This window comes from Pseudogemmobacter sp. W21_MBD1_M6 (genome assembly GCF_052119585.1).
Classification (GTDB): domain Bacteria; phylum Pseudomonadota; class Alphaproteobacteria; order Rhodobacterales; family Rhodobacteraceae; genus JBGQOJ01.
In genome coordinates this window covers 36,830-59,114 of sequence record NZ_JBGQOJ010000001.1, presented here as the reverse complement: position 1 = coordinate 59,114, position 22,285 = coordinate 36,830, and the positions used below count along the sequence as shown (strand labels likewise).

The window sequence follows — 22,285 nt, the reverse complement described above, 5'->3', positions numbered from 1 at the left end:
CGCAGATGTATAATTCGATTGTTCCGCCCTTCAGCCGCAGCCTGTCTGCCCTGTCCAAAATCCTGACCAAGGCAGAGCAGCATTGCGAGGCGCACAAGATCGACCCAGCGGTCTTGTTCGCGGGCCGGCTGTTTCCAGACATGTTGCCGTTCTCGCGTCAGGTGCAGTTGTCCTGTGACTTTGCCGCGCGCGCTGCGGCGCGTCTGTCGGGCGCGGATGTGCCGAACTTTCCCGATGTCGAGACATCTTTCCAGGAGTTGCAGACGCGAATCGCAACGGCTCTGACTTATCTTGGCTGCTTTACGGCAGAGCAGTTCGCGGATGCCCCGGCGCGGTCGATAGAGCTGAAGCTGCGAAGCGGCGATATGACGTTGTCGGGGCTCGAGTATCTGACGACCTACTCCACTCCGCAATTCTATTTTCACGTCACGACCGCCTATAACATCCTTCGGCACAATGGTGTTCCGCTGGGCAAGCGCGACTATATGGGCGCCTGACCGGTCCTGCGGGCGCCTTACAAAAAGGCGGCCCGCAACCCGAGGAAGATCAGCGCCGACATCGCGGCAGCGGCAGGCACGGTGATGATCCAGGCCGCGACGATGGTCATGAAATGCGACCGGCGCACCAGCTTGCGGCGGCGACGCTCCTCGGAGGCGATGCGTTTGGCATCCGGGCGGGCCTTGCTGCTGTCCCGTGCACGCTTTTCTGCGTGCCATTCGCGGAAAAAGCCGACGCCGAACACACCGCCCACCGCGATATGGGTCGAACTGACGGGCAGGCCCAGCCAGCTTGCGATGATGACAGTGATGGCGGCGGACAGGGCCACACAATAGGCGCGCATCGGGTTCAATTTGGTGATCTGGCTGCCCACCATGCGGATCAGTTTGGGGCCGAACAGGAACAGGCCGAATGAAATCCCGAACGCGCCGATGATCATCACCCAATGCGGGATCTGGACCTTTCCGGCAAACTCTCCGAATTGTTCGGCATGAACGATGGCGGCAAGGGGGCCAACCGCGTTGGCCACGTCATTGGCCCCATGCGCGAAGGACAAAAGTGCTGCGGAAAACACCAGCGGGATCGAAAACAGCACCTTGAGAGAGCGGTTCCGGTTCTCCAGCCCCTCGGACTGGCGGTGGACCATCGGCCTGGCAATAACGTAGGACAATATGCCCGTCCCAGCCCCGATGAGCAGGGCGACGCCGATCGAAATCTTGACGATTTTGTTCAGGCCCTTCAGGGACAGATAGGCGGCAAAAACCCCGACCATGACCGCGATCAGCACCGGCACCCAGACCCGCGCTGCGGCAATCTTGTCGTCCTGATAGATGATTTTGGCCTTGATGATGGCCAGAAATATGGCGGCAATCGCACCGCCCAGAACGGGCGAAATGACCCAGCTTGCCGCGATTTGCCCCATAGAGGCCCAGTTCACGGCGGACAGACCGGCGGCAGCGATCCCGGCCCCCATCACGCCGCCGACCACCGAATGCGTGGTCGAAACCGGCGCGCCAAGCACCGTGGCCAGATTGACCCAAAGCGCGGAAGAGATCAGCGCGGCCATCATCGCCCAGATGAAGATGCGCGTATCAGCCACGCTGGCGGGGTCGATGATGCCTTTGGAAATGGTGCTGACGACATCGCCCCCCGCCAGAAGCGCGCCGGCGCTTTCGCAGATCGCGGCAATCGCAATGGCGCCGCCCATGGTCAGGGCGTTTGCGCCCACGGCGGGGCCCATGTTGTTGGCAACATCATTCGCACCGATGTTCAGTGCCATATAGGCCCCGAAAACCGCCGCGGCGATCACGACCAAAGAGGCGGACTCCTGCCCGAAAAGCACCGCAGCGCTTAGGCCTGCGATCACGATGAAGGCCAGTGAAATTCCTATGCCGACCAATGGCTTTGACGCCATATGCGTGGCGTATTCGATCTGCGATATCCGGTTCAGGTCTTTATCGAGTGTCTTCCACTGATGTCCGTTTTGAGTGCTGGGCATCCGTCCCTCTTTGTCATAATTTTGTTACAAATCGGGTAGCGGTGAAATCCACTGTGCGCAATGCACTAAAATTCGGAAAGTATTTCGCGAAGGCCCGGTTCCTGAACCATTCTGGACGCTTGCGCGGGGGTCACCCATTTGCGGCTGCGTTCGCTGCGTTCGGGAAAATCATTGCTCATTTTCTGGACTTCGATCGGGAAAACCTCTGCGCGGCAGGGGGTGCTTAGGCCGCTGTCATAGGTCTTGGCGTATTCGAATGCCCCCACTGAGAACTTTCCGACACGGCCTTTCAGAACGCCGGCTTCTTCCCATGCTTCTTGCATGGCAGCATCGGCCGCATCCAGCCCGTCGATCGGCCAGCCCTTGGGCAGGATCCAGCGCCCGGTGCCGCGGCTGGTAATCAGCAACACCTCTTTCTTGCCCGCCTTCTTGCGAAAGCACAGCGCCGCCACCTGAAACCGCTTCGGGCGGCTCAGCAACGGGCGGACCAGTTCGGTCCATGTTTTTTCCAATACGGGCATCATGGCTCGTGACCTACTGCTTCTATTCTTATTATTTCATTAAAATATAACGATTTAATTGCAAAAAACAAGCTTTTGCTCAGGTTCCTCTGGGTTTCGCCCGCAATGTGGGCTCTGCCATGGTCGGGTCTTCGGGCCAGGGGTGGCGCGGATAGCGCCCGCGCATGTCGCGCCGCACATCGGCATAGGATGTCGCCCAGAAATTGGGCAGGTCGGCGGTGGTCTGCACGGGTTTGTGCCCCGGCGACAAAAGAGTGACGCGCAGCGGCACTCGTTGCGGGCCGACGGTGGGGTGCACCGTCACCCCGAACATTTCCTGTAGGCGGACCTCTATTCCAGGGGTTTCGGTGCCATAATCAATCGGCACCTGCCGACCCATCGGCGTGGTGAAATGTGCCGGTGCCGCGCGGTCGACCACCTGCATCTGGTCCCAGGTCAAAGCGGCGCGCATCGGCTGGAGCAGGTCAAAGCCCTTGAACTGGCCTTCGGTCCTGATCCCGCCCAGATGCGGCAAAAGCCAGTCTTGCAGCCCCTCCATCAGCCCGCCCATCGACAGGTCCGGCAGATCGGCACCGCCCGCGCGGATCAGTTCAACCCGCGCCTGAAACCGGGCTGCGGCGGGCGACAGCACCAGCCCGCTGTCGCGCACCCCGTCCAGCATTGCCCGTGCGACCGCCTCTGTCGGGGCGTCGGGCCAGATCCGGTCGGCCAACACCAGTGCGCCCAGACATTCCTGTTGCCGCGCCAGCACGCGCCGCTCGCGTTTTGACCACTCGCACAGATCGCGCCAGACGATCCGGTCGGCGAACAGCCCGCGCAGGGCGCTTTCCGAAATCTCGACGGCCTGGCGCACTTTGGCCTCGCGGGCGTTGCCGTCCAGATCTGTCGCCACGATCAGCGGCGCGCGGGCCAGGGTGTCTGTCTCGGCCATTGCGGCCCCTTTGCCGCCCGACAGAACCCAGCGCGGCGCGTCGCCCTTGCGGCGCAACCCGATCCGGTCGGGATAGGCCAGCGCCGCCATTTCCGCAAGCGACAGCCCCTTGTCTTTGGCCTGACCCCTGGCCAGTCGCGCCGCATCGCTGCGGATACGGTCGATCACGCCGCGATTGACGGGGTAGGGATGGCGCGCGGCGAACCGCGCAGGGTCGCGCACGGCCTCGACCCGCAAGGCCAGATCGACGGGCGCGCCCCTGATCGGGTCACGTTCTGCCAGAAGTGCGGCAAGCGTCGCCCCGCCGTCCCCGGCCAGCACCAGCATGTGCCCCAGACGCGGGTGCAGCGGCAGCGCGGCAAGCGCCCGCCCGTGGTCGGTGATCCGCCTTGCGCGCAGGGCGCCCAGATCGGCAAGCAGCGCCTGGGCCTCGGCCAGAACGCCCGCATTCGGCGGGGTCAGAAACGCCAGCTCGTCTGCTGCCGCGCCCCAGACCGCCAGTTCCAGCGCCAGCCCCGACAGGTCTGCCGCCTCTATCTCTGCGGGGGGGAAGGGATGCATCCCGCCTTCCTCGCCCTTGGTCCACAGCCGGTAACACACCCCTTCGGCGACGCGCCCCGCCCGGCCCCGCCGCTGTTCGGCCTCGGCCTTGGTGACGCGGTCCGTCACCAGCCGCGACATCCCCGACGCGGCATCGAACCGCGCCCGCCGCGCCCGGCCCCCGTCGACCACGACGCGGATGTCCTGAATGGTCAGGGATGTTTCGGCGATGGATGTCGCCAGCACGATCTTGCGGGCGGTGGCATCGGGGGCAATCGCGGCGCGCTGCGCTTTGAAATCCATCGCGCCGTATAGCGGGCGCAGCGCACAGCCGTCGGGAAGACCGTTCAGCATCGCCTCCACCCGTCGAATTTCGCCCTCGCCGGGCAGGAACACCAGAATGCCGCCTGTCGTCTCGTCCACCGCACGCCGCACCAGTGCCGCCACCGCCTGTTCGTATCGCGTGTCTTTCGCCAGGGGCCGGTCCAGCCAGCGGGTGTCTACCGGATAACTGCGCCCCATGGATGTGACGGTCGGCGCATCGCCCAGCATCGCGGCCACGGGCCCCGCGTCCAGCGTGGCGGACATGACCACAATCACCAGATCCTCGCGCAGTGCGCCGCGCACCTCCCACGTCAGGGCAAGGCCCAAATCGGCATTCAGGCTGCGTTCGTGGAATTCGTCAAAGATGATGGCGCCTATGCCTGTCAGCTCGGGGTCGGTCTGCAACATGCGGGTCAGAATGCCCTCTGTCACCACCTCGATCCGCGTCGCGCGGGATACTTTGGCCTCGCCCCTTATGCGGTAACCGACGGTTTGCCCGACGGGTTCGCCCAGCGTTTCCGCCATCCGTTCCGCCGCCGCCCGCGCCGCCAGTCGCCGCGGCTCCAGCATCAGGATGCGGCCCGCCACGACGCCCGCCTGTAACATCGCCAAAGGCACGCGCGTGGTCTTGCCCGCGCCCGGAGGCGCCTGAAGCACAGCGCGGCCCGTTTCCCGAAGGGCATCCAGCAGGGCGGGCAGGGCGTCATCAATGGGCAATGCATCTGTCATAAGGGGGTTATCCTTGATTTAAGCCGACCATACCAGACGCGCATTTTTATCCACCGCCCTAGACAGACCCCCTGCCGAAAGGGCAAGAACACAGGACACCGAAGACGGAGCCCGCCATGGATATCGGAACCCTTGCCGCCCAAGTGATCAAGGGCGACCGCCGTGCGCTGGCGCGTGCGATCACGCTTGTGGAAAGCGGGCGCGCCGATCATCGCGAACAGGCCGCAGACCTGCTTCAGCGCGTGGGAAAGGCGGGCAGGCAGGCGCTGCGGATCGGGTTGTCGGGAACGCCCGGCGTTGGAAAATCCACCTTTATCGAGGCCTTCGGGCTGATGCTGACGGGGCAGGGCAACCGCGTGGCCGTGCTGGCCGTCGATCCCAGTTCGACGCGGTCTGGCGGGTCTATCCTTGGTGACAAGACGCGGATGGAACGCCTGTCGCGCGACCCGAACGCCTATATCCGCCCGTCGCCCAGCCAGACGCATCTGGGCGGCGTCGCCCGCCGCAGCCGCGAGGCGGTGGCCCTGTGCGAGGCGGCGGGGTTCGACATCGTGCTGATCGAAACCGTCGGCGTCGGGCAATCCGAAACCATGGTGGCCGAAATGGCGGATCTGTTCATCCTGTTGCTGGCCCCTGCGGGCGGCGACGAATTGCAGGGTGTCAAACGTGGGATCATGGAAATTGCCGACATCATTCTGGTGAACAAGGCCGATGGCGACCTGAAATCTGCGGCGATGCGCACCTGTGCTGACTATGCCGGTGCGCTGCGCCTGTTGCGACGGCGGCCGCAAGACCCCGAAGGCTTTCCAAAGGCCGCGACCGTGTCAGCCATAGACGAGACGGGAATCGCCGGCGCCTGGGCCGAAATGCGGACGCTGGTGGATTGGCGCCGCGCGCAGGGGCATTGGGCAAGCCGCCGCGCCGCGCAGGCGCGATTCTGGTTCGAGGAGGAGGTCCGCCTTGGCCTTCTGGCGCAGTTGACCGCGCAGCCCGAAACCCGTAAAATGATGGCTGATCTGGGGGAAAAGGTCGGGCAGGGGGCGCTGACGCCTGCTGCGGCTGCACAAAAGCTGCTGTCACACCTTAAATCCTGCCGATGAATCGCTTGACGAGGCCGGGGAATGGCCATACACCCCACGAACCAAATTCAGGGTGCCGCACTGCGGGCGCCCATTTATGATCTAGACGAGGACAAGCCCATGTCGCGCCGCTGCGAATTGACCGGAAAAGGCCCAATGTCTGGCAACAATGTCAGCCATGCGAAAAACAGAACCCGTCGCCGGTTTCTGCCAAACCTGAACGAAGTGACGCTGGAGTCTGAATCTCTGGGTCGGTCGTTCAAGCTGCGGATTTCTGCCGCTGCTTTGCGGACTGTCGATCACCGCGGTGGTCTGGACGCGTTCTTTGCCAAGTCCAAGGACGAAGAGCTGTCGGACGGCGCACTGAAGATCAAAAAAGAGATCGCGAAAGCTGCTGTAGCCGCCTGATAGGCCTACGGTGTTTTTGAACGGAATACGGCCCTGCCTTTTGGCGGGGCCGCTTCGTTTTGTCGCTTGGCCTTGCCGATGGGCGCGGTTATATCGGCGGCATGTATAGATCAGCACGATCCATTATCGGCCTGACATTGGCATTGGTTATCGCGATGACCAGTCTGAGCATGGCTGTTGCGCGCGGTCAGGCGGTTGTCGGCGGCGAGATCGTGATCTGTACGACATACGGCACACAAACCATCACGCTGGATGCCAACGGCACCCCGGTCGGGCCGCAGCATTATTGCCCGGACTGTGCGCTTTCGCTTTTTGCGGCGGCCTCTGGCGCGGCTTTGGTTATGCCGTCGCTGGACGCGGGGCGGGGAATGCGCCTTGCGCCTGCGCCCCTCGGGACATTGTTGGCCGCTGCGACGCTTACCCCTTCGGCGCGGGGGCCCCCTGTCATCGTTTGATTCCGTTTATGTAACACGATCAAACCTTTGACTGACAGGAGACAGAAATGTCCTTTATGAAAACTCTTGCCGCAGCTGCGGTTCTATTGACCTTTGCTTTGCCCGCTTTCGCCCACGACGGGCTGAAAATCACCGACGCCTATGCGCGGTCGTCTGGCCCCAGCGCCAAGTCCGGCGCGGCCTTTATGGTGATCGAGAATCACACAGAGGCAGATGACCGCCTGATCGGCGCTTCGACGACGGCCGCGAAGCTTGTAGAATTGCATACACATAAGGAAACGGGTGACGGCGTGATGCAAATGCTGCGCGTCGATGAAGGGTTTGCAATTCCGGCCAAGGGCGAACACGCGCTGGCCCGTGGCGGCGACCACGTCATGCTGATGGGCCTGACCGCGCCGATGGCGCAGGGCGATATCATCACGGTCACCCTGACATTCGAAAAAGCGGGCGAGATGATCGTCGAAGTTCCCGTTGATTTGCAGCGCGAAGACATGCCCGCCATGCCAATGAACCACGGTACCGGTCATGGAACTGGCCATGGTGCGATGCAGGCCATGCCAAGCAACTAGAATTCGGTTATAAAACAGACGGAAGCGACATTGCTGTCGGTTCCGTCGCCGCAATACTATGCAATCGGCGTAGGGCAGGGCAACGATTACAGGACGCCCGCCCATGCAGACGCTTCAGACTGCCTCCGATGCCTTTTCCCCTGCCGAGTGCGACCGGATTGTCGCCTTGATCGACGCCGATGCCCTGCGCGATGCGGGGCTGGTGGGGCAGGTCAGCAACCACAATCTGCGCCGCGCCGATATTGCCTGGCTGGACGAGGTCGAGGGGGCGGGATGGGTCATGGACCGGATTATTCAGGTCGTCGCCAAGGCCAACCGCGAGGGATTTGATTTTGACGTTCGCGAATTCGCGGAAAGCCCGCAGGTGGCGCGCTATACCGCCGAACGACAAGGGCATTTCGACTGGCATTCTGATATCGGCGATGGCGTGATCGCGCAGAAGCGCAAGTTGACGATGGTGGTGCAATTGTCCGACCCCGCCAATTACGACGGCGGCGTGCTAGAGATGATGCCCGACGCCAACATTCACATAGCACGCGGCGAAAAGGGCACGGCGACGCTGTTTCCCAGCTTTGTCCTGCACCGCGTAACGCCTGTGACGCGCGGCAAACGGCACTCTCTGACAATCTGGGCGCATGGACCGGCGTTTCGCTAGGGCTTTCGTCCGGTGACCATCGCGCGTTAGAACGCAGCAGGAAAGCGGCGAGAAAAGCGAGGCCCCGAATGACCGGCAAGACACATACCTACCGCGTGCAGGTCGACTGGACCGGAAATCTGGGCGAGGGCACCAAACGCTACACCGGCTATTCGCGCGACCATGTGATCCGCGCTGCGGGCAAGCCCACCATCGCAGGCTCTGCCGATCCGGCATTTCGCGGCGATCCGGCGCGGTGGAATCCCGAAGATCTTCTGGTCGCCTCGGTCGCGGCCTGTCACAAGCTGTGGTATCTGCACTTATGTGCGGCGGCAGGAGTTGTTGTGCTGGAGTATACCGATCAGGCGACGGGGACGATGACGGAAAACCCCGATGGCAGCGGCCAGTTTGCGCAGATCACCCTATCGCCGCGCGTCACCATCTCTCGGGCGTCGGACGTGGAAACGGCGTTGCACCTGCATCACGAGGTCAGCTCTAAATGCTATATCGCGCTGTCGGTCAATTTTCCGGTGCATCACGCACCGGACATCATCCGCGCCGATGTTTAGGTTGCTTGCTTAACCGCAGGACGCCTGTGCCGTCTGCCCAAAGGCCTTGTAGCGCCTCCAGAACGCCTCGTTCGAGGTGCCGCTCGACTGGCGCACTTCCTGCGCCTTGTGCGGGTCTTTGAAGAACTTAGATGCCGTGCGCTGGTCGCGGTAGGTCAGCGTCATATCCGCAGCGCGTTGAATGCAGTTGCACAACGACCGGCTTGCCGCCCGGCGATCGGAACTGAGGCAGGCCCGTTCAATTGTGCCAGCCTGCGCAACCTGCGCGGCACATGTGAAAACCACCGCCGCGAATATCAATTTTTTCATTTGCCTGCCTCGATCATATCGGATGCCTGTGTCTTCACAGTGCGTCCGAAAGGTTGCCTCTTGGTTACAATATGCCGAATCCTGTGGGATTTTTCAATTCACAAGATGTGGGAGACGGGCAGGGCCGGACCACATAATCTGCAAGACAGCGGATTTTCATGCCGTTCCGGTTGTTTTCGCATCGGCCTGAACCGCAGTTTTCGGGTGCTTTGCGTTCCGAACCTGTGACCTTGGCGCATTCTTCTTGTTTTGCTGGCCCGCATCGCGTCAGCCCCGCTTGACCAAGCCTGAAATCCACATCATATCCCGCCTATGACCGATATCTCAAAAATCCGCAATTTCGCGATCGTGGCTCATATTGACCACGGTAAATCCACGCTCGCCGACCGGTTGATCCAATCAACCGGCACTGTCGCTGACCGTGACATGCAGGCGCAAATGCTGGACAGCATGGATATCGAGCGAGAGCGCGGCATCACCATCAAGGCCAACACCGTCCGCATCGACTATAAGGCGGACGATGGCGAGACCTATGTGTTGAACCTGATCGACACCCCCGGCCATGTCGATTTCGGCTATGAGGTGTCGCGGTCGATGCGCGCGGTCGAAGGATCGCTGCTGGTTGTGGACAGCACGCAGGGCGTCGAGGCGCAGACGCTGGCCAACGTTTATCAGGCGCTGGACGCCGACCATGAAATTGTGCCCGTGCTGAACAAGATCGACCTGCCCGCCGCCGATTGTGACCGCGTGGCGGAACAGATCGAGGATGTGATCGGCATCGACGCCTCGAACGCGCTGCGCGTTTCGGCGAAATCCGGCATCGGGATCAAGGAAACGCTGGAGGCCATCGTGCACCGTCTGCCCGCGCCCAAGGGCGAGCGCGACGCGCCGCTGAAGGCGATGCTGGTCGACAGCTGGTATGACAGCTATCTTGGCGTTGTCGTGCTTGTCCGCGTCATCGACGGGGTGATGAAAAAGGGCGACCGGATCAAGATGATGCGCACCGGCGGGCTATACCCGATCGAACGCATCGGCGTGTTCCGCCCGCAAATGCAGCCCGTCGACGAACTGGGGCCGGGCGAGATCGGCTTTTTCACCGGCTCGATCAAACAGGTTCGTGACACGCGCGTCGGTGACACTGTCACGACAGAGAAAAAAGGCTGCGAAACCGCGCTGCCGGGCTTTAAGCCTGCGCAACCGGTTGTGTTCTGCGGATTGTTCCCCGTCGATGCGGCCGAGTTCGAGGACCTGCGCGATGCGATCGAGAAACTCGCGCTGAACGATGCCTCTTTTAGCTTCGAGATGGAAACCTCTGCCGCGCTTGGCTTCGGCTTTCGCTGCGGCTTCCTTGGTCTGCTGCACCTCGAGGTGATCCGCGACCGTCTGGAGCGGGAATACGATATCGACCTGATCACAACCGCGCCGTCGGTGGTCTATCATCTGCACATGCGCGACGGCACCGTCGAAGACCTGCACAACCCCGCCGACATGCCTGATCTGACCTTTATCGACCACATCGAAGAGCCGCGGATCAAGGCGACAATCCTTGTGCCCGACGAATACCTCGGTGACGTGCTGAAACTGTGTCAGGATCGCCGTGGCATCCAGCTTGACCTGACCTATGCGGGCAGCCGTGCGATGGTGGTCTATGATCTGCCGTTGAACGAGGTTGTGTTCGACTTTTACGACCGGCTGAAATCGGTGACCAAGGGCTATGCGTCCTTTGACTATGTGATTTCAGAATACCGCGAGGATTTCCTTGTGAAAATGCAGGTTCTGGTCAACGACGAACCCGTCGACGCGCTGTCGATGATGGTCCACCGCGACCGCGCCGAACAGCGGGGCCGTGTGATGTGCGAAAAGCTGAAAGAGCTGATCCCGCGCCACATGTTCAAAATCCCGATTCAGGCCGCCATCGGGGGCCGCGTGATTGCCCGCGAAACCCTGTCTGCCATGCGCAAAGACGTGACTGCCAAATGCTATGGCGGCGACGCGACCCGCAAGCGCAAGCTGCTGGACAAGCAGAAGGCCGGCAAGAAAAAGATGCGCCAGTTCGGCAAAGTGGAGATCCCGCAGCAGGCGTTTATTTCGGCGCTGAAGATGGACGAGTGAGCGGACCTCATCTGATTGTCCATCGCGCGACAGGTTTCAGCGCACTGTGCTTCAGTAGCGGGTCGTCATCCGGTGACCGGGGCGGAAGCTCAAAGTAACATGGGTTATGGCGGCACCTTGCCACCAGGTCGTTCTTTCCACGGCGAACACCGGATCACCCGGTTTGTAATCCAGATGCGCGACGACAAGCGGATTGGCGGCGACTGCGGAAAAGCTGATCTCGACCTCCGAGAATGGCACCGTTGCCACCAGCCATTCATTCGGTCCAATACGTGTGAAATCCTGGCTTTCAACCTGTGGAAGTGCGGTTGAATTGATCCAGCGGTCCTCAAGCTGATACGGAACACCGTTCGCAGAGTGTATGCAGATCAGATGCATCACTTTCCCCCCGGGCGCGAGATTAAGCCGCGCCCGAAGCCAGTCCGGCGCCATGATGGTTTCGCGGCTGACCAGCGAATAGCGATATGTGGCGCCCGTTTGTTCGATTTCGGTGCGCATGAGGGGGATCTCGAAACGAGCCTGCCGGACAGGCGCCATGCGGACCCGTGTTCCGGCCTTACGGCGGCGGTCGAGCAATCCCATCTCTGTCACCTCGCGCATGGCGCGGTTGATTGTCGTGCGCGAGCAGCCGAATTCCTCGGCCAGTTCCATCTCGCTTGGCAACAGCGTGCCCGGCCCCCAGGGGCCTTCTGTAATACGGCGCAGGATCTCGACCTTCACATCGCGGAATTTGGTCAGGTCTGCGGTAGAATGCGATGACATTGGAATGGCCTCTTGGTCGATTATGTCTTACTTGATAAGCTTATGTCTAAGCATAACATAGGGAAGCCATTGGTGTTCACTTTCATTCCACCAGAGCGTTTTTTGACCAGCCGATGGAAGAATGGTAGGGGTGTAACCCATGAAATAGCCCGGCACGAGGAAAATGGTGCCTGGGTCTGGCGATTGAGCATTGCCGAAGTCGCGTCCGACGGGCCGTTTTCGCGGTTTGAAGGGCTTGCGCGCATTTTGACTGTGATCGAAGGCGCTGGCGTAAATCTGCACTCCCCCGAGGGTGCGATTCAGGCGCGGCCCTTGGTGCCGGTCCACTTTTCCGGATCGCGCGCGGTGGACAGCCGCATGGTCGATGGCCCAATCCGTGACTTGAATGTGATCTACGATCCGGCGCGGATCGTGGCGGCGGTAGAGGTGTTGACGGGCCCCTGCCAGCACGAGGTCAAGGTCGGGCCGGTCGGAGTTCTGGCTCTTTTCGGGCAGGTCGCGGTTGCAGGCCGTGTGCTGCCTGTCGGGGTCTTTGCCCTTGGCTCTGACGGTGCGATAGATCTGTCTGATGGTGCCATCTGCCTATTGGTTACCTTGCGTGACAAGGCCCTGATCACATTGCCTCCACAAGATCTTTCACCGCCCGACGCCACACCTTAGTGATCTGGTCGCGCAGGATATGCCGCCCCGCACGCACCTGATGCCGTCCGGCGGACCACAGGTCGGTGACGATGGTGTCGGGGGCGGCAAAGGCCAGGCCGTCCAGAATTTGATGTGCACCAAGCGCGCAAAGCGTCGGATGTGTCAGGTCGATGGCGGTCAGATCGGCAAGATGGCCCTCGGCAATCCGTCCGGCATTGCGGCCCAATGCCTGTGCACCGCCCAAAGCGGCATTTGTGTAAAGGAATTCGCCAACCGACCCTTCTTTTGGCACCATCACATTGCGGGCGATGTCGCGAAGGCGCTGGCTGTATTCGAGTGTGCGCAGCTCTTCCGTCAGCGAAATACGGACGTTTGAATCCGATCCGATTCCAAAACGCCCGCCCGCCGCCAGCCAGCCCGGCCCGTTGAAGGGGCCGTCGCCCAGATTGGCCTCGGTGATCGGACAAAGGCCCGCAACGGCGCCGGTTTTTGCAAGCCTTTCGGTTTCTTCCGCAGTCATGTGGGTCGCGTGGATCAGACACCAATCCGCGTTGACCGGGGCGTTGTCCAGCAACCATTCCACCGGGCGCGCCCCCAGCCACGATGATATATCAGAGACTTCCCTGGGCTGTTCCGCGACATGGATGTGGATCGGTTTGCCGTCCGCAATGGTCAGCACCCGCGCAAGATCTGCGGGATTGGTCGCACGCAGCGAATGCGGGGCGATCCCTACGCGGGTGTCCGCAGGCATAGCCCTGGCATTCGCGCGGACGGCCTGCAACAGCTCGGAAAAGCGGTCGACCGAATTGCCAAAGCGCAACTGGCCCGCAGCAAGGGGCTGCTCTTTGGCGCCACCAAAGGTGTAAAGCACCGGTAGGTGGGTCAGGCCGATTCCGGTGGTGGTGGCGGCGCTGAAGATGCGGTTGGAAAGCTCGGCGATATCGGTGTAAGGGGCCCCGCCGGGGTGATGATGGACGTAGTGAAACTCGCCCACGGCAGCATATCCCGCTTCTTGCATCTCCATGAACACAAGGGCGGCGATGGCTTCCATCTGGTCCGGCGTCAATCGGTCCAGAAAGCGGTACATCAGGTCGCGCCACGTCCAGAAGCTGTCCCTTCCGGCGACGCGGTGTTCGGTCATGCCCGCCATGGCGCGTTGAAACGAATGGCTGTGCAAATTTGACAGGGCAGGCAGCAGGGCCGAAACGCGGGTATCGCCGTCCACTGGTGCGGTGTCGCGGGTCAGTTTTGTAATGATGCCACCGACAACGGTAACCCGAACATGATCGGCCCAGCCATCGGTGAGCAGCGCGCGTTCGGCAAAAATCAAAACCAGACTCCTTATGTATAGACATAAGAGATATACTTTAATACATAAAGACTCGGCAACACAATTTTTCGGGGTGACCTTCGGTGCAGCAAACGTCAGTTCTTTTGACCTCGTGCCGGGCAGCAACAATGGCGCCGGGGGGCGATCTTTACGGTTTGATCGAGGATGCGGCCTTGGCAATTATCGATGGCAGGATCGCGTGGGTCGGGGCCGTGCAGGATGTGCCTTACGGGTATTCCACCTTATCGGTGACTGATCTGGGCGGGCGGCTGGTGACGCCTGCGCTGGTCGATTGCCACACTCATGTCGTTCATGGCGGCAACCGCGCGGCGGAATTCGAAATGCGCCTGCTGGGGGCGTCTTATGAAGAGGTCGCGCGGGCCGGCGGTGGCATTGCGTCGACGGTCTCCGCGACGCGGGCCGCCTCACAGGATGCCCTTGTGGCGGGCGCACTGCCCTATGTTGACGCAGCCATCGCCGAAGGCGTTGCGATGATAGAGGTCAAGTCCGGCTATGGGCTGGACCAACAGACAGAATTGCGGATGTTGCGGGCGGCCCGACAGATTGAAGGCCTGCGACCGATTGCCGTGCGCACGACGTTCCTGGGGGCGCATGCGGTGCCTGCTGAATATAGTGGCCGCGCAGACGCCTATATAGAGGAGGTCTGTATTCCGACCTTGCGGACGGCCCATGCCGAAGGGCTGGTCGATGCGGTAGACGGGTTTTGCGAAGGGATAGCGTTTTCCCCCGCACAGATCGAGCGTGTGTTCAACGTCGCGGCGGAACTGGGTCTTCCGGTCAAGTTGCATGCGGAACAGTTGTCCAACCTTGGTGGGGCGGCTTTGGCTGCGCGGCACGGTGCACTGTCTGCGGATCATCTGGAATATCTGGACGAGGCGGGAGTTTTGGCAATGGCGACCGCCGGCGTTGTGGCTGTCATTCTGCCGGGCGCGTTCTACACTCTGCGCGAGACGCAGATGCCGCCAATTGAACTTTTGCGCCGTCACGGCGTCCCCATGGCGGTTGCCACCGATATGAACCCCGGATCATCGCCGCTGAGCTCTATTTTGCTGGCGATGAACATGGCCTGCACCCTGTTCCGTCTTTCCCCCGCAGAGGCGCTTGCAGGGGCCACGGTCATTGCTGCCCGCGCGTTGGGGCTGGCGGATCGTGGCACTCTTGCTGTGGGGCAGGTCGCCGACCTTGCGGTCTGGAATTGCGATCACCCTGCCGAACTGGCCTACCGGATCGGTTTCAACCCACTTCACCGACGTATCATCGGAGGCACGCTTTGACCGCCCTTATCCTGACCTCGGGCCAGACGACACTGGCACAACTTGCGCTTGTTTACCGCGACGAGCGCGCCGTCACGCTGAACCGGGTAGCCAGGCCTGCCGTCGAGGCCGCCGCTGTCGCGATAAATGCAGCCGCAGCCGGGGACGTTCCGGTATACGGTGTGAACACCGGGTTCGGAAAACTGGCAAGCATGCGCATCGCGCCGGGTGACACTACCACGCTGCAACGCAACCTGATTTTGTCGCATTGCTGCGGTGTCGGAGAGCCGATTTCGCGCCGTCATGTGCGACTGATGATGGTGTTGAAAGTGCTGAGCCTCGGGCGTGGTGCGTCCGGCGTGCGATGGGAGCTGATCGAGCTTTTGGAGCAGATGCTGGCACGGGGCGTGACACCTGTGGTTCCGGCCAAAGGGTCGGTCGGGGCATCGGGGGACTTGGCGCCGCTGGCCCATATGACGGCTGTGGTTATTGGACACGGCGAGGCCGAATTCGAGGGGAAGACGTTGCCGGGGGCCGAGGCCTTGGCAGCAGCCGGATTGTCACCCGTTCCGCTGGGGCCAAAAGAAGGTCTGGCGTTTATAAACGGCACTCAGTTCTCGACGGCGTTCGCGCTTGCTGGCCTGTTCGATGGCTGGAACGCGGTGCAGGCGGCGCTTGTCACGTCGGCGCTTTCGACAGACGCGATCATGGGGTCCACCGCGCCTTTGCAACCCGAGATCCATGCGCTTCGCGGGCATGCGGGGCAGATCGAGGCGGCGGCCTTTTTGCGTGCGTTGCTGGACGGATCGGAAATCCGTGAAAGCCACCGCGACGGGGATGCGCGCGTGCAGGATCCCTATTGCATCCGGTGCCAGCCACAAGTGACCGGTGCCGCAATGGACGTGATGCGCATGGCAGCCCGCACGCTGGAGATCGAGGCGAATGCCGCAACCGATAACCCGCTGGTGCTGACCGGGGCGGGCCTGATCGTTTCGGGCGGCAATTTTCATGCGGAACCTGTGGGCTTTGCCGCCGACATGATCGCGCTGGCGCTTTCGGAAATCGGTGCCATTGCCCAACGTCGGGTGGCGCTGATGGTCGATCCTGTTCTGTCATTCGACCTTCCCGCCTTCCTGACGCCGCGGCCCGGTCTGAACTCTGGGCTGATGATCGCCGAGGTCACGACAGCGGCATTGATGTCCGAGAACAAACATATCGCCATGCCCTGTGTGACGGACAGCACCCCGACGTCGGCCAATCAGGAAGACCATGTCAGTATGGCGGCGCATGGTGCCTATCGTTTGGGCACTATGGTCGGGAATCTGAACGCGATCCTTGGGGTCGAGGCGATCTGCGCCGCGCAGGGCATCGACTTTCGCGCGCCCTTGCGGACCAGCGGCCCTCTGGCTGCGGTTGTGTCGCGGCTGCGGCAGGATGTGGCGACACTGGGCGATGACCGCTATCTCGCGCCCGATCTTGCGTCGGCGGCCCGGCTGATCGCCGGGGGGGATCTGACGCGGGCCAGCGGATTGGCCCTGCCGGAACTTTCGGCATGAGCCCGGTCGAGGTTATTGCCGGCGATGGACCTGTCATTCTGGGTCAGCCACATGGCGGCACCTATGTGCCGGACGCGCTGTTTGCGCGGCTGAACAGTCTGGGCCGGGGCTTGTCGGATACCGATTGGCACATCGCGCCGCTTTACGATGGCCTGCTGCAAGGGGCCACAGTCGTGCGCGCGACATTCCACCGCTACGTCATCGATGCGAACCGTGATCCTGCGGGTGTTTCGCTGTATCCGGGGGCGAATACGACCGGTCTTTGCCCGACCACCGACTTTGACGGGCGCTTGATCTGGAAGGATGGCCAACAGCCGGGTGCCGAAGAAACAGCACAGCGCGCCGCGACGTATCATGCCCCTTATCATGCAGCACTAAGCGCCGAAATTGATCGGGTGAAAGCCCGGTATGGCGTGGCGATTGTCTATGATTGCCACTCTATCCGCTCGACCATTCCGTTCCTGTTTCCCGGAGTGCTGCCGGTCTACTCGATCGGCACCAATGACGGGAAAACATGTGCCGCGTCCGTGTCCGATGCGGTTTCCATCCCTTGTTTCGCCGACCCGAAAAACGACGGCGTTCTGAATGGCCGGTTCAAGGGGGGCTGGACGACCCGGCATTACGGTCAACCCGCACAAGGGGTTCACGCAATCCAGATGGAACTGGCGCAGCGGGCTTACCTTACTGACGAAACCGCCCCTTGGGCACTTGATCCGGCCAAGTCCACAGCCTTGCGTCCGACGCTGGCGGAGTGCCTGCGCAGGCTGGAACTCTTGGCGCGCTCGGGGAGGCTTTCGGATGGATGAAAAATGGCTGCAGGACCACGCGCCTGAGTCCTGTCCCCAACCAGGCGCAACACCGCCACGCCCAAAGGGCGCGGGGTGCGCCGAAATGAAGATCCACAAAGGATAACGCGCCATTCAACCCGAAATCATCGCAGCCCCTATCCTGCACTGAGGACATCATGAACACACGGCACAACACACGCGACGTATTCCCCGCTACAGGCACAGAGATCACGGCCAGAAGCTGGCTGACCGAAGCACCGATGCGCATGTTGATGAACAACCTGCACCCCGATGTGGCCGAGAACCCACACGAGCTGGTTGTTTACGGTGGCATCGGGCGGGCGGCCCGGACGTGGGAGGATTTCGACAAGATAGTCGCAACGCTGAAAGACCTTGAAGCGGATGAAACCCTGATTGTGCAATCAGGACGACCGGTCGCTGTCGTGAAAACCCACGAAGACGCGCCACGTGTCTTGATCGCCAATTCGAACCTCGTGCCGCATTGGGCGACTTGGGACCATTTCAACGAGCTCGATAAAAAGGGTTTGATGATGTATGGCCAGATGACTGCGGGTTCCTGGATCTACATCGGCAGTCAAGGCATCGTGCAGGGCACCTATGAAACCTTCGCCGAGGCGGGCCGCCAGCATTATGGCGGTGATCTTACCGGCAAATGGATCCTGACAGGCGGGCTTGGCGGGATGGGCGGCGCACAGCCGCTGGCCGCGGTGATGGCCGGTGCCTGTTGCCTGACTGTCGAGTGTGACGAGACCCGCATCGATTTTCGCCTGCGCACCCGTTATGTCGACGCCAAGGCGCAGACGCTGGACGAAGCGCTGGAACTGATCGCGGAATGGACCGCCAGGGGCGAGGCGAAATCGGTTGGTCTGGTCGGCAATGCCGCCGATGTCTTCCCCGAGCTTGTCGCGCGGATGAAGGCGGGTGGCATGCGTCCCGATATCGTTACAGACCAGACGTCTGCCCACGACCCGCTGCACGGGTATCTGCCGCAGGGCTGGACCGTGGCGCAATGGCGCGCCAAACAGGAGAGTGATCCGAAGTCGGTCGAGAAAGCCGCCCGCGCCTCGATGAAAGTTCAGGTGGCCGCAATGGTTGACTTTTGGAACGCAGGCGTGCCCACCTTGGATTATGGTAACAATATCAGGCAGGTGGCCCAAGACGAGGGGCTTGAAAATGCATTTGCCTTCCCCGGTTTTGTGCCTGCCTATATTCGCCCCTTGTTCTGCAAAGGCATCGGCCCCTTCCGTTGGGTGGCGCTTTCGGGTGACCCCGAGGATATCTACAAAACCGATGCGGCGATGAAAAAGCTGTTCCCGCAGAACGAGCATTTGCACCGCTGGCTGGATATGGCCGCCGATCGCATCGCCTTTCAGGGATTGCCGGCGCGGATTTGCTGGATCGGTCTGGGGGATCGTCATCGGGCAGGGCTGATGTTCAACGAGATGGTGGCATCAGGCGAGTTGAAAGCCCCCATCGTGATCGGCCGCGACCATTTGGACTCCGGCTCTGTGGCCAGCCCCAATCGTGAGACCGAAAGCATGAAGGATGGCTCTGATGCCGTGTCCGATTGGCCGCTGCTGAACGCATTGGTCAACACCGCCTCAGGGGCGACATGGGTCTCGCTTCACCATGGTGGCGGCGTCGGTATGGGCTTTTCGCAGCATTCGGGAATGGTGGTTGTTGCCGACGGCACCGAAGCGGCCGCCAAAAGGCTGGAACGGGTGCTGTGGAACGACCCGGCGTCCGGCGTCTGGCGGCATGCCGACGCGGGCTATGACATCGCGATCGAGTGTGCGCGTGAAAACGGGCTACGGCTGCCTGCAATCCTTGGCTAAACGGAATTTACCAAGACCGGACTCTTTGGTGCTGTGGCGGGCATTGCCCTGACGGCAGGCACCGCCACGGCGGAAAACATCAAGATCGGTTTCAACGTGCCGTTGACCGGCTTTGTTGCGTCGCACGGTGAATCTGTGGTGAACGGTGCCAAGTTGGTCGGCGAGATGTTGGGCCTTCATCGCGCTGTGATCCTGACGATTCAGAATGAGTTGGGTCAGTCGCTGGCGGCTGGTTTCAAGGAAAATCCGCAGATTTCGGCATCGAGATCATGGGCGAATATGAATGCGCGATTTCCGACCGCCAGTTCGGCCCGGTCATTTCGAAGATCCGTGCGGATAACCCGGACGTGATCTGTGCGACGGGCTATGTCCTTACCGCCGGGCCGCTGCTGGTCAGCCAACTGCGTGCCGCTGGCACCACCGGCCCAATAAGAAAGCCTTTGTGCCGCCCGTATCTTTGGGGCGGCACACCCCCCTGCCGGGCCTGTCCGGCGACCGCAATAAGGGACAGCCCATGCTGTAAGTTGAACTCGTTTTTCGGGGTATTGTGCAGGGCAGTATATGTGCGCTGACCGCATTGGGCCTGACGCTGGTCTATGGCCTGTTGCGCATATTGCACGTCGCGCATGCCGCTTTGTTTACCTGGGGGTGCTTTTGACCAATGTTACCGGCAATTTTCCTTTGCGATGGCAGCTTTAATGCTCATCATCGGGTGCGTCGGCATGGGCGTTTATAAACTGGCCTGCGAGACGCTGTTGGGCAAATCACCGTTTATTGCTTTGATCGCCTCGATCGCGCTGTTCATCGCCTTGGCGCTTGCCGGATCGGCCGGAGTTCTGGTTGCGCTGTTGAACAATCTGGAGGAGCCGTCGATGGGAAGTGTCCCGTCTTACAAGGCGCTCGTGATCATCGTTCTTGGTGGCCTTGGGTCCGTCCGTGGCGCCCTGCTTGCCGCGATGGCCATCGGCATTATCTGGGGCATTTTCCGGACTGCAACGAGCTGGTCGTTGTGTTCCTGTTTGTCACCGGCACATTTGCCGCAGGCGTTGCTGGCGGGCTTTGCCCCCAGCACTTTCGCTATGCCGCCTCCGTCAGCTTTGGCTTCGTGATGCATCCTGCTTTGCAAAGGAAAAGGGGCTACCGTTCGGTTTGGCGGGCTGGTGGCCGTCGATGACGCCTCGCTCTGATGCCCAGGGTGGTTGACGAATGCTATGCTGTTTTGGACGTGCTGAAAGCCGAAGGGCTGGCGACTATTCCGATTAAGCAGAATACCGACCGAGCGACGAAAAAAACCGGACCATTTCTGGCCCGGTTTCGAACTCGTTAAGAACGAGCGATCAGTTTGCCGCCTGGACCTCGCGGCTTTCCTGCGCGATGGCGCTGCCGGCGTTGGACAGATCCTGCCCCGCGCCCTGAACCGTTTCGCAGCCGGCAATGGCAAGGATCGAAAACAGAAGGGCGGATAAGAAGGTCGGTTTCATCGGGGCTCTCCGGTTGTTGAATTCAACAAGATAACGCCGGATGTCCGGATTGGTTCCGGCCCGGTTCCAATTATATTGCGCGGCGCCCACAGTGCCCTTGGTATCACACCCCACCAATCCGGTGTTCCGGTGGATAGACAAGCGGGGCGGGCGGGTTAAAGTGGCGCGAATAGCGGCGCGCGCACGCGCCCGTGCGTCATTGGTCCGAGGCAAGAGCGTGAAGCTGTTTTTCCGGTTGGTTCTGATCTACTTTGGTCTCAGTCTTGCGCTTGTGGTGCTGACCAAGGGCACCAGCGCAGAGGTTGTGGACCGCGCGGTCGTCTCGTCGCTTGGCTTTGCGGTGGTGCTTTGGCGGTTCTCGCTGTGGCTGTTGGGTGCGCTGGTGCTGGTGGCCGTCGTCGTTGGCCCGCGCGCCCTGCGCGACAGGTTGCCCGAGATCGGTTACGCCGCACTGGGCTGTGTCCTGCTGCAAACGGCGTTCTCGTTCACCAAAAGCCTGATCCCCGACATTGTTCCTTTCTACGCCGACGTGCCGCTGGCCTGGGCAGACAACTGGCTGCACGGCGGGGCCGATCCATGGATCTGGGCGCATGCGGTGGCACCTGTCGGGGTGATCGACCTGTCCGGCATTGTCTATCTGTTTGCCTGGTCGCTGGCTGCGCTGACATTTCCGATTTTTCTGGCCCTGACCGACCCCGACCCGCAGCGGGTGCGGCGGTTTTCCCTGCTGTTTCTGGGGGCCTGGATCGTTATCGGGAATGCTTTGGCGATCGCGGTCTCGTCGGCGGGGCCGGTGTTTTACGATGCGCTGCTCGGCGGCGACAGGTTTGCGGGCCTGACCGTTGCCTTGCAGTCGTCAGGGCTGGCCGACAGCGTGATCGGGCGCACGCAAAGCTATCTGTGGGGGGGGTATTCCAGCGGAGGCCTCGCGCTTGGTTCGGGCATATCGGCGTTTCCCAGCATGCATCTGGCGGTGGCGACGGTGGTGGGCCTCTACCTGTTCGAACGGTCGATCTGGCTGGCGCCTGTGGGGGCAGGCTTTGTGTGTTCTATCCTGTTTCTGTCGGTTTTCACCGGATACCACTATGCAATCGACGGCTATTTCTCGATCCTTGCGGTGGCCGCCGCATGGGCGATATCGCGGCGCCGTGTGATCTGATCCAGATCAAGGACGGGTGTCGTTCACCTGTGGCAATTTGCCCATGAAACGCACCCTTGTTGAAATGGAGGTCGAAATGACCCGTCTTATGTTGATCCTGTTTTCCATGATCTCGACCACGTTAATGGGGATCGGGGTGATCGCGGCGCTGACCGCCGGATTTGACACCCTGAACCCGATCCTGATTGCGGCCTGCATCGGGTTCGTTCTGGCGATCCCTGTCAGTTGGTATGTCGCGCGGACCCTGACCGAGGAATAAGC

The 22,285-nt window shown here is 61.4% G+C and carries 24 protein-coding genes; 17 read left to right on the top strand and 7 right to left on the bottom strand.

The genetic code is table 11. The annotated features are described in order from the left end of the window. The first annotated feature begins 5 nt into the window (after positions 1-5). Positions 6-497 (top strand): DUF1993 domain-containing protein, encoded by a 492-nt coding sequence (locus tag ACEN2R_RS00300; RefSeq protein ID WP_442038039.1) that lies wholly within the window; start codon positions 6-8, stop codon positions 495-497. 17 nt (positions 498-514) lie between these two features. Here ACEN2R_RS00300 and ACEN2R_RS00295 read toward each other — a convergent pair whose 3' ends face one another. The 3 genes from ACEN2R_RS00295 to hrpB all read right to left on the bottom strand — a co-directional run bounded on the left by ACEN2R_RS00295 (position 515) and on the right by hrpB (position 5,041). Beyond that, complete coding sequence (locus ACEN2R_RS00295) at positions 515-1,996, bottom strand: inorganic phosphate transporter (RefSeq protein WP_442038037.1); 1,482 nt, start codon at positions 1,994-1,996, stop codon at positions 515-517. Between the two features lie 65 nt (positions 1,997-2,061). Beyond that, complete coding sequence (locus ACEN2R_RS00290; RefSeq protein WP_442038035.1) at positions 2,062-2,520, bottom strand: NUDIX hydrolase; 459 nt, start codon at positions 2,518-2,520, stop codon at positions 2,062-2,064. A gap of 76 nt (positions 2,521-2,596) precedes the next feature. Next, a complete protein-coding gene (gene hrpB / locus ACEN2R_RS00285) occupies positions 2,597-5,041 on the bottom strand; it encodes an ATP-dependent helicase HrpB (RefSeq protein ID WP_442038033.1) in 2,445 nt (814 codons plus the stop codon). Between the two features lie 116 nt (positions 5,042-5,157). On the opposite strand from hrpB, the gene meaB reads away from it, so the two are divergent. From meaB to ACEN2R_RS00255, 6 genes are all read left to right on the top strand, one after another. Beyond that, positions 5,158-6,141 carry a methylmalonyl Co-A mutase-associated GTPase MeaB gene (gene meaB, locus ACEN2R_RS00280; protein WP_442038031.1) on the top strand — a complete coding sequence of 328 codons (984 nt, stop codon included), beginning with the start codon at positions 5,158-5,160 and terminating at the stop codon, positions 6,139-6,141. A 99-nt stretch (positions 6,142-6,240) separates the two neighbouring features. Further along, positions 6,241-6,528: a 50S ribosomal protein L28 gene (gene rpmB / locus ACEN2R_RS00275; protein ID WP_442038029.1), complete on the top strand. Its 288-nt coding sequence runs from the start codon at positions 6,241-6,243 to the stop codon at positions 6,526-6,528. Between the two features lie 155 nt (positions 6,529-6,683). Continuing rightward, complete coding sequence (locus tag ACEN2R_RS00270) at positions 6,684-6,983, top strand: hypothetical protein (protein ID WP_442038027.1); 300 nt, start codon at positions 6,684-6,686, stop codon at positions 6,981-6,983. Between the two features lie 47 nt (positions 6,984-7,030). Beyond that, positions 7,031-7,552, top strand: coding sequence for a copper chaperone PCu(A)C (locus ACEN2R_RS00265; protein WP_442038025.1), 522 nt, complete (start codon positions 7,031-7,033; stop codon positions 7,550-7,552). Positions 7,553-7,655: 103 nt separating this feature from the next. Further along, complete coding sequence (locus tag ACEN2R_RS00260; protein WP_442038023.1) at positions 7,656-8,207, top strand: 2OG-Fe(II) oxygenase; 552 nt, start codon at positions 7,656-7,658, stop codon at positions 8,205-8,207. Positions 8,208-8,275: 68 nt separating this feature from the next. Then, a complete protein-coding gene (locus ACEN2R_RS00255; protein WP_442038021.1) occupies positions 8,276-8,755 on the top strand; it encodes an OsmC family protein in 480 nt (159 codons plus the stop codon). Positions 8,756-8,764: 9 nt separating this feature from the next. On the opposite strand, the gene ACEN2R_RS00250 is transcribed toward ACEN2R_RS00255, so the two are convergent. Further along, complete coding sequence (locus ACEN2R_RS00250) at positions 8,765-9,064, bottom strand: hypothetical protein (RefSeq protein WP_442038019.1); 300 nt, start codon at positions 9,062-9,064, stop codon at positions 8,765-8,767. Between the two features lie 312 nt (positions 9,065-9,376). Between ACEN2R_RS00250 and lepA the strand changes: the two genes are divergently transcribed. Further along, positions 9,377-11,176, top strand: coding sequence for a translation elongation factor 4 (lepA, locus tag ACEN2R_RS00245; protein ID WP_442038017.1), 1,800 nt, complete (start codon positions 9,377-9,379; stop codon positions 11,174-11,176). A gap of 51 nt (positions 11,177-11,227) precedes the next feature. On the opposite strand, the gene ACEN2R_RS00240 is transcribed toward lepA, so the two are convergent. After that, entirely contained in the window at positions 11,228-11,938 is a 711-nt protein-coding gene (locus tag ACEN2R_RS00240; RefSeq protein ID WP_442038015.1) for a UTRA domain-containing protein, read from the bottom strand. 42 nt (positions 11,939-11,980) lie between these two features. Between ACEN2R_RS00240 and ACEN2R_RS00235 the strand changes: the two genes are divergently transcribed. Beyond that, positions 11,981-12,598: a HutD/Ves family protein gene (locus ACEN2R_RS00235; protein ID WP_442038013.1), complete on the top strand. Its 618-nt coding sequence runs from the start codon at positions 11,981-11,983 to the stop codon at positions 12,596-12,598. Here ACEN2R_RS00235 and ACEN2R_RS00230 read toward each other — a convergent pair. Beyond that, positions 12,552-13,916 carry a formimidoylglutamate deiminase gene (locus ACEN2R_RS00230; protein ID WP_442039447.1) on the bottom strand — a complete coding sequence of 455 codons (1,365 nt, stop codon included), beginning with the start codon at positions 13,914-13,916 and terminating at the stop codon, positions 12,552-12,554. The two genes, ACEN2R_RS00235 and ACEN2R_RS00230, sit on opposite strands and share 47 nt — an antisense overlap. A 122-nt stretch (positions 13,917-14,038) precedes the next feature. On the opposite strand from ACEN2R_RS00230, the gene hutI reads away from it, so the two are divergent. The 6 genes from hutI to ACEN2R_RS00200 all read left to right on the top strand — a co-directional run bounded on the left by hutI (position 14,039) and on the right by ACEN2R_RS00200 (position 20,493). Beyond that, positions 14,039-15,205: an imidazolonepropionase gene (gene hutI / locus ACEN2R_RS00225; protein WP_442038011.1), complete on the top strand. Its 1,167-nt coding sequence runs from the start codon at positions 14,039-14,041 to the stop codon at positions 15,203-15,205. Next, entirely contained in the window at positions 15,202-16,740 is a 1,539-nt protein-coding gene (hutH, locus tag ACEN2R_RS00220) for a histidine ammonia-lyase (protein ID WP_442038009.1), read from the top strand. Before hutI ends, hutH begins: the two co-directional genes overlap by 4 nt. Then, positions 16,737-17,546: an N-formylglutamate deformylase gene (gene hutG, locus ACEN2R_RS00215; protein WP_442038007.1), complete on the top strand. Its 810-nt coding sequence runs from the start codon at positions 16,737-16,739 to the stop codon at positions 17,544-17,546. The genes hutH and hutG overlap by 4 nt, the downstream gene beginning before the upstream one ends. Before the next feature lie 158 nt (positions 17,547-17,704). Then, complete coding sequence (gene hutU / locus ACEN2R_RS00210) at positions 17,705-19,384, top strand: urocanate hydratase (protein ID WP_442038005.1); 1,680 nt, start codon at positions 17,705-17,707, stop codon at positions 19,382-19,384. A gap of 33 nt (positions 19,385-19,417) precedes the next feature. Continuing rightward, a complete protein-coding gene (locus ACEN2R_RS00205; RefSeq protein ID WP_442038003.1) occupies positions 19,418-19,735 on the top strand; it encodes a hypothetical protein in 318 nt (105 codons plus the stop codon). Positions 19,736-20,082: 347 nt separating this feature from the next. Continuing rightward, positions 20,083-20,493 carry an ABC transporter permease subunit gene (locus ACEN2R_RS00200; protein WP_442038001.1) on the top strand — a complete coding sequence of 137 codons (411 nt, stop codon included), beginning with the start codon at positions 20,083-20,085 and terminating at the stop codon, positions 20,491-20,493. Between the two features lie 228 nt (positions 20,494-20,721). Here ACEN2R_RS00200 and ACEN2R_RS00195 read toward each other — a convergent pair whose 3' ends face one another. Beyond that, positions 20,722-20,865 (bottom strand): entericidin A/B family lipoprotein, encoded by a 144-nt coding sequence (locus ACEN2R_RS00195; protein ID WP_442037999.1) that lies wholly within the window; start codon positions 20,863-20,865, stop codon positions 20,722-20,724. Positions 20,866-21,082: 217 nt separating this feature from the next. Between ACEN2R_RS00195 and ACEN2R_RS00190 the strand changes: the two genes are divergently transcribed. Beyond that, positions 21,083-22,024, top strand: a complete 942-nt coding sequence (locus ACEN2R_RS00190; protein ID WP_442037997.1) for a phosphatase PAP2 family protein — start codon at positions 21,083-21,085, stop codon at positions 22,022-22,024. 76 nt (positions 22,025-22,100) lie between these two features. Beyond that, entirely contained in the window at positions 22,101-22,283 is a 183-nt protein-coding gene (locus tag ACEN2R_RS00185) for a CTP synthetase (RefSeq protein WP_442037995.1), read from the top strand. The last annotated feature ends 2 nt before the right edge of the window (positions 22,284-22,285 follow it).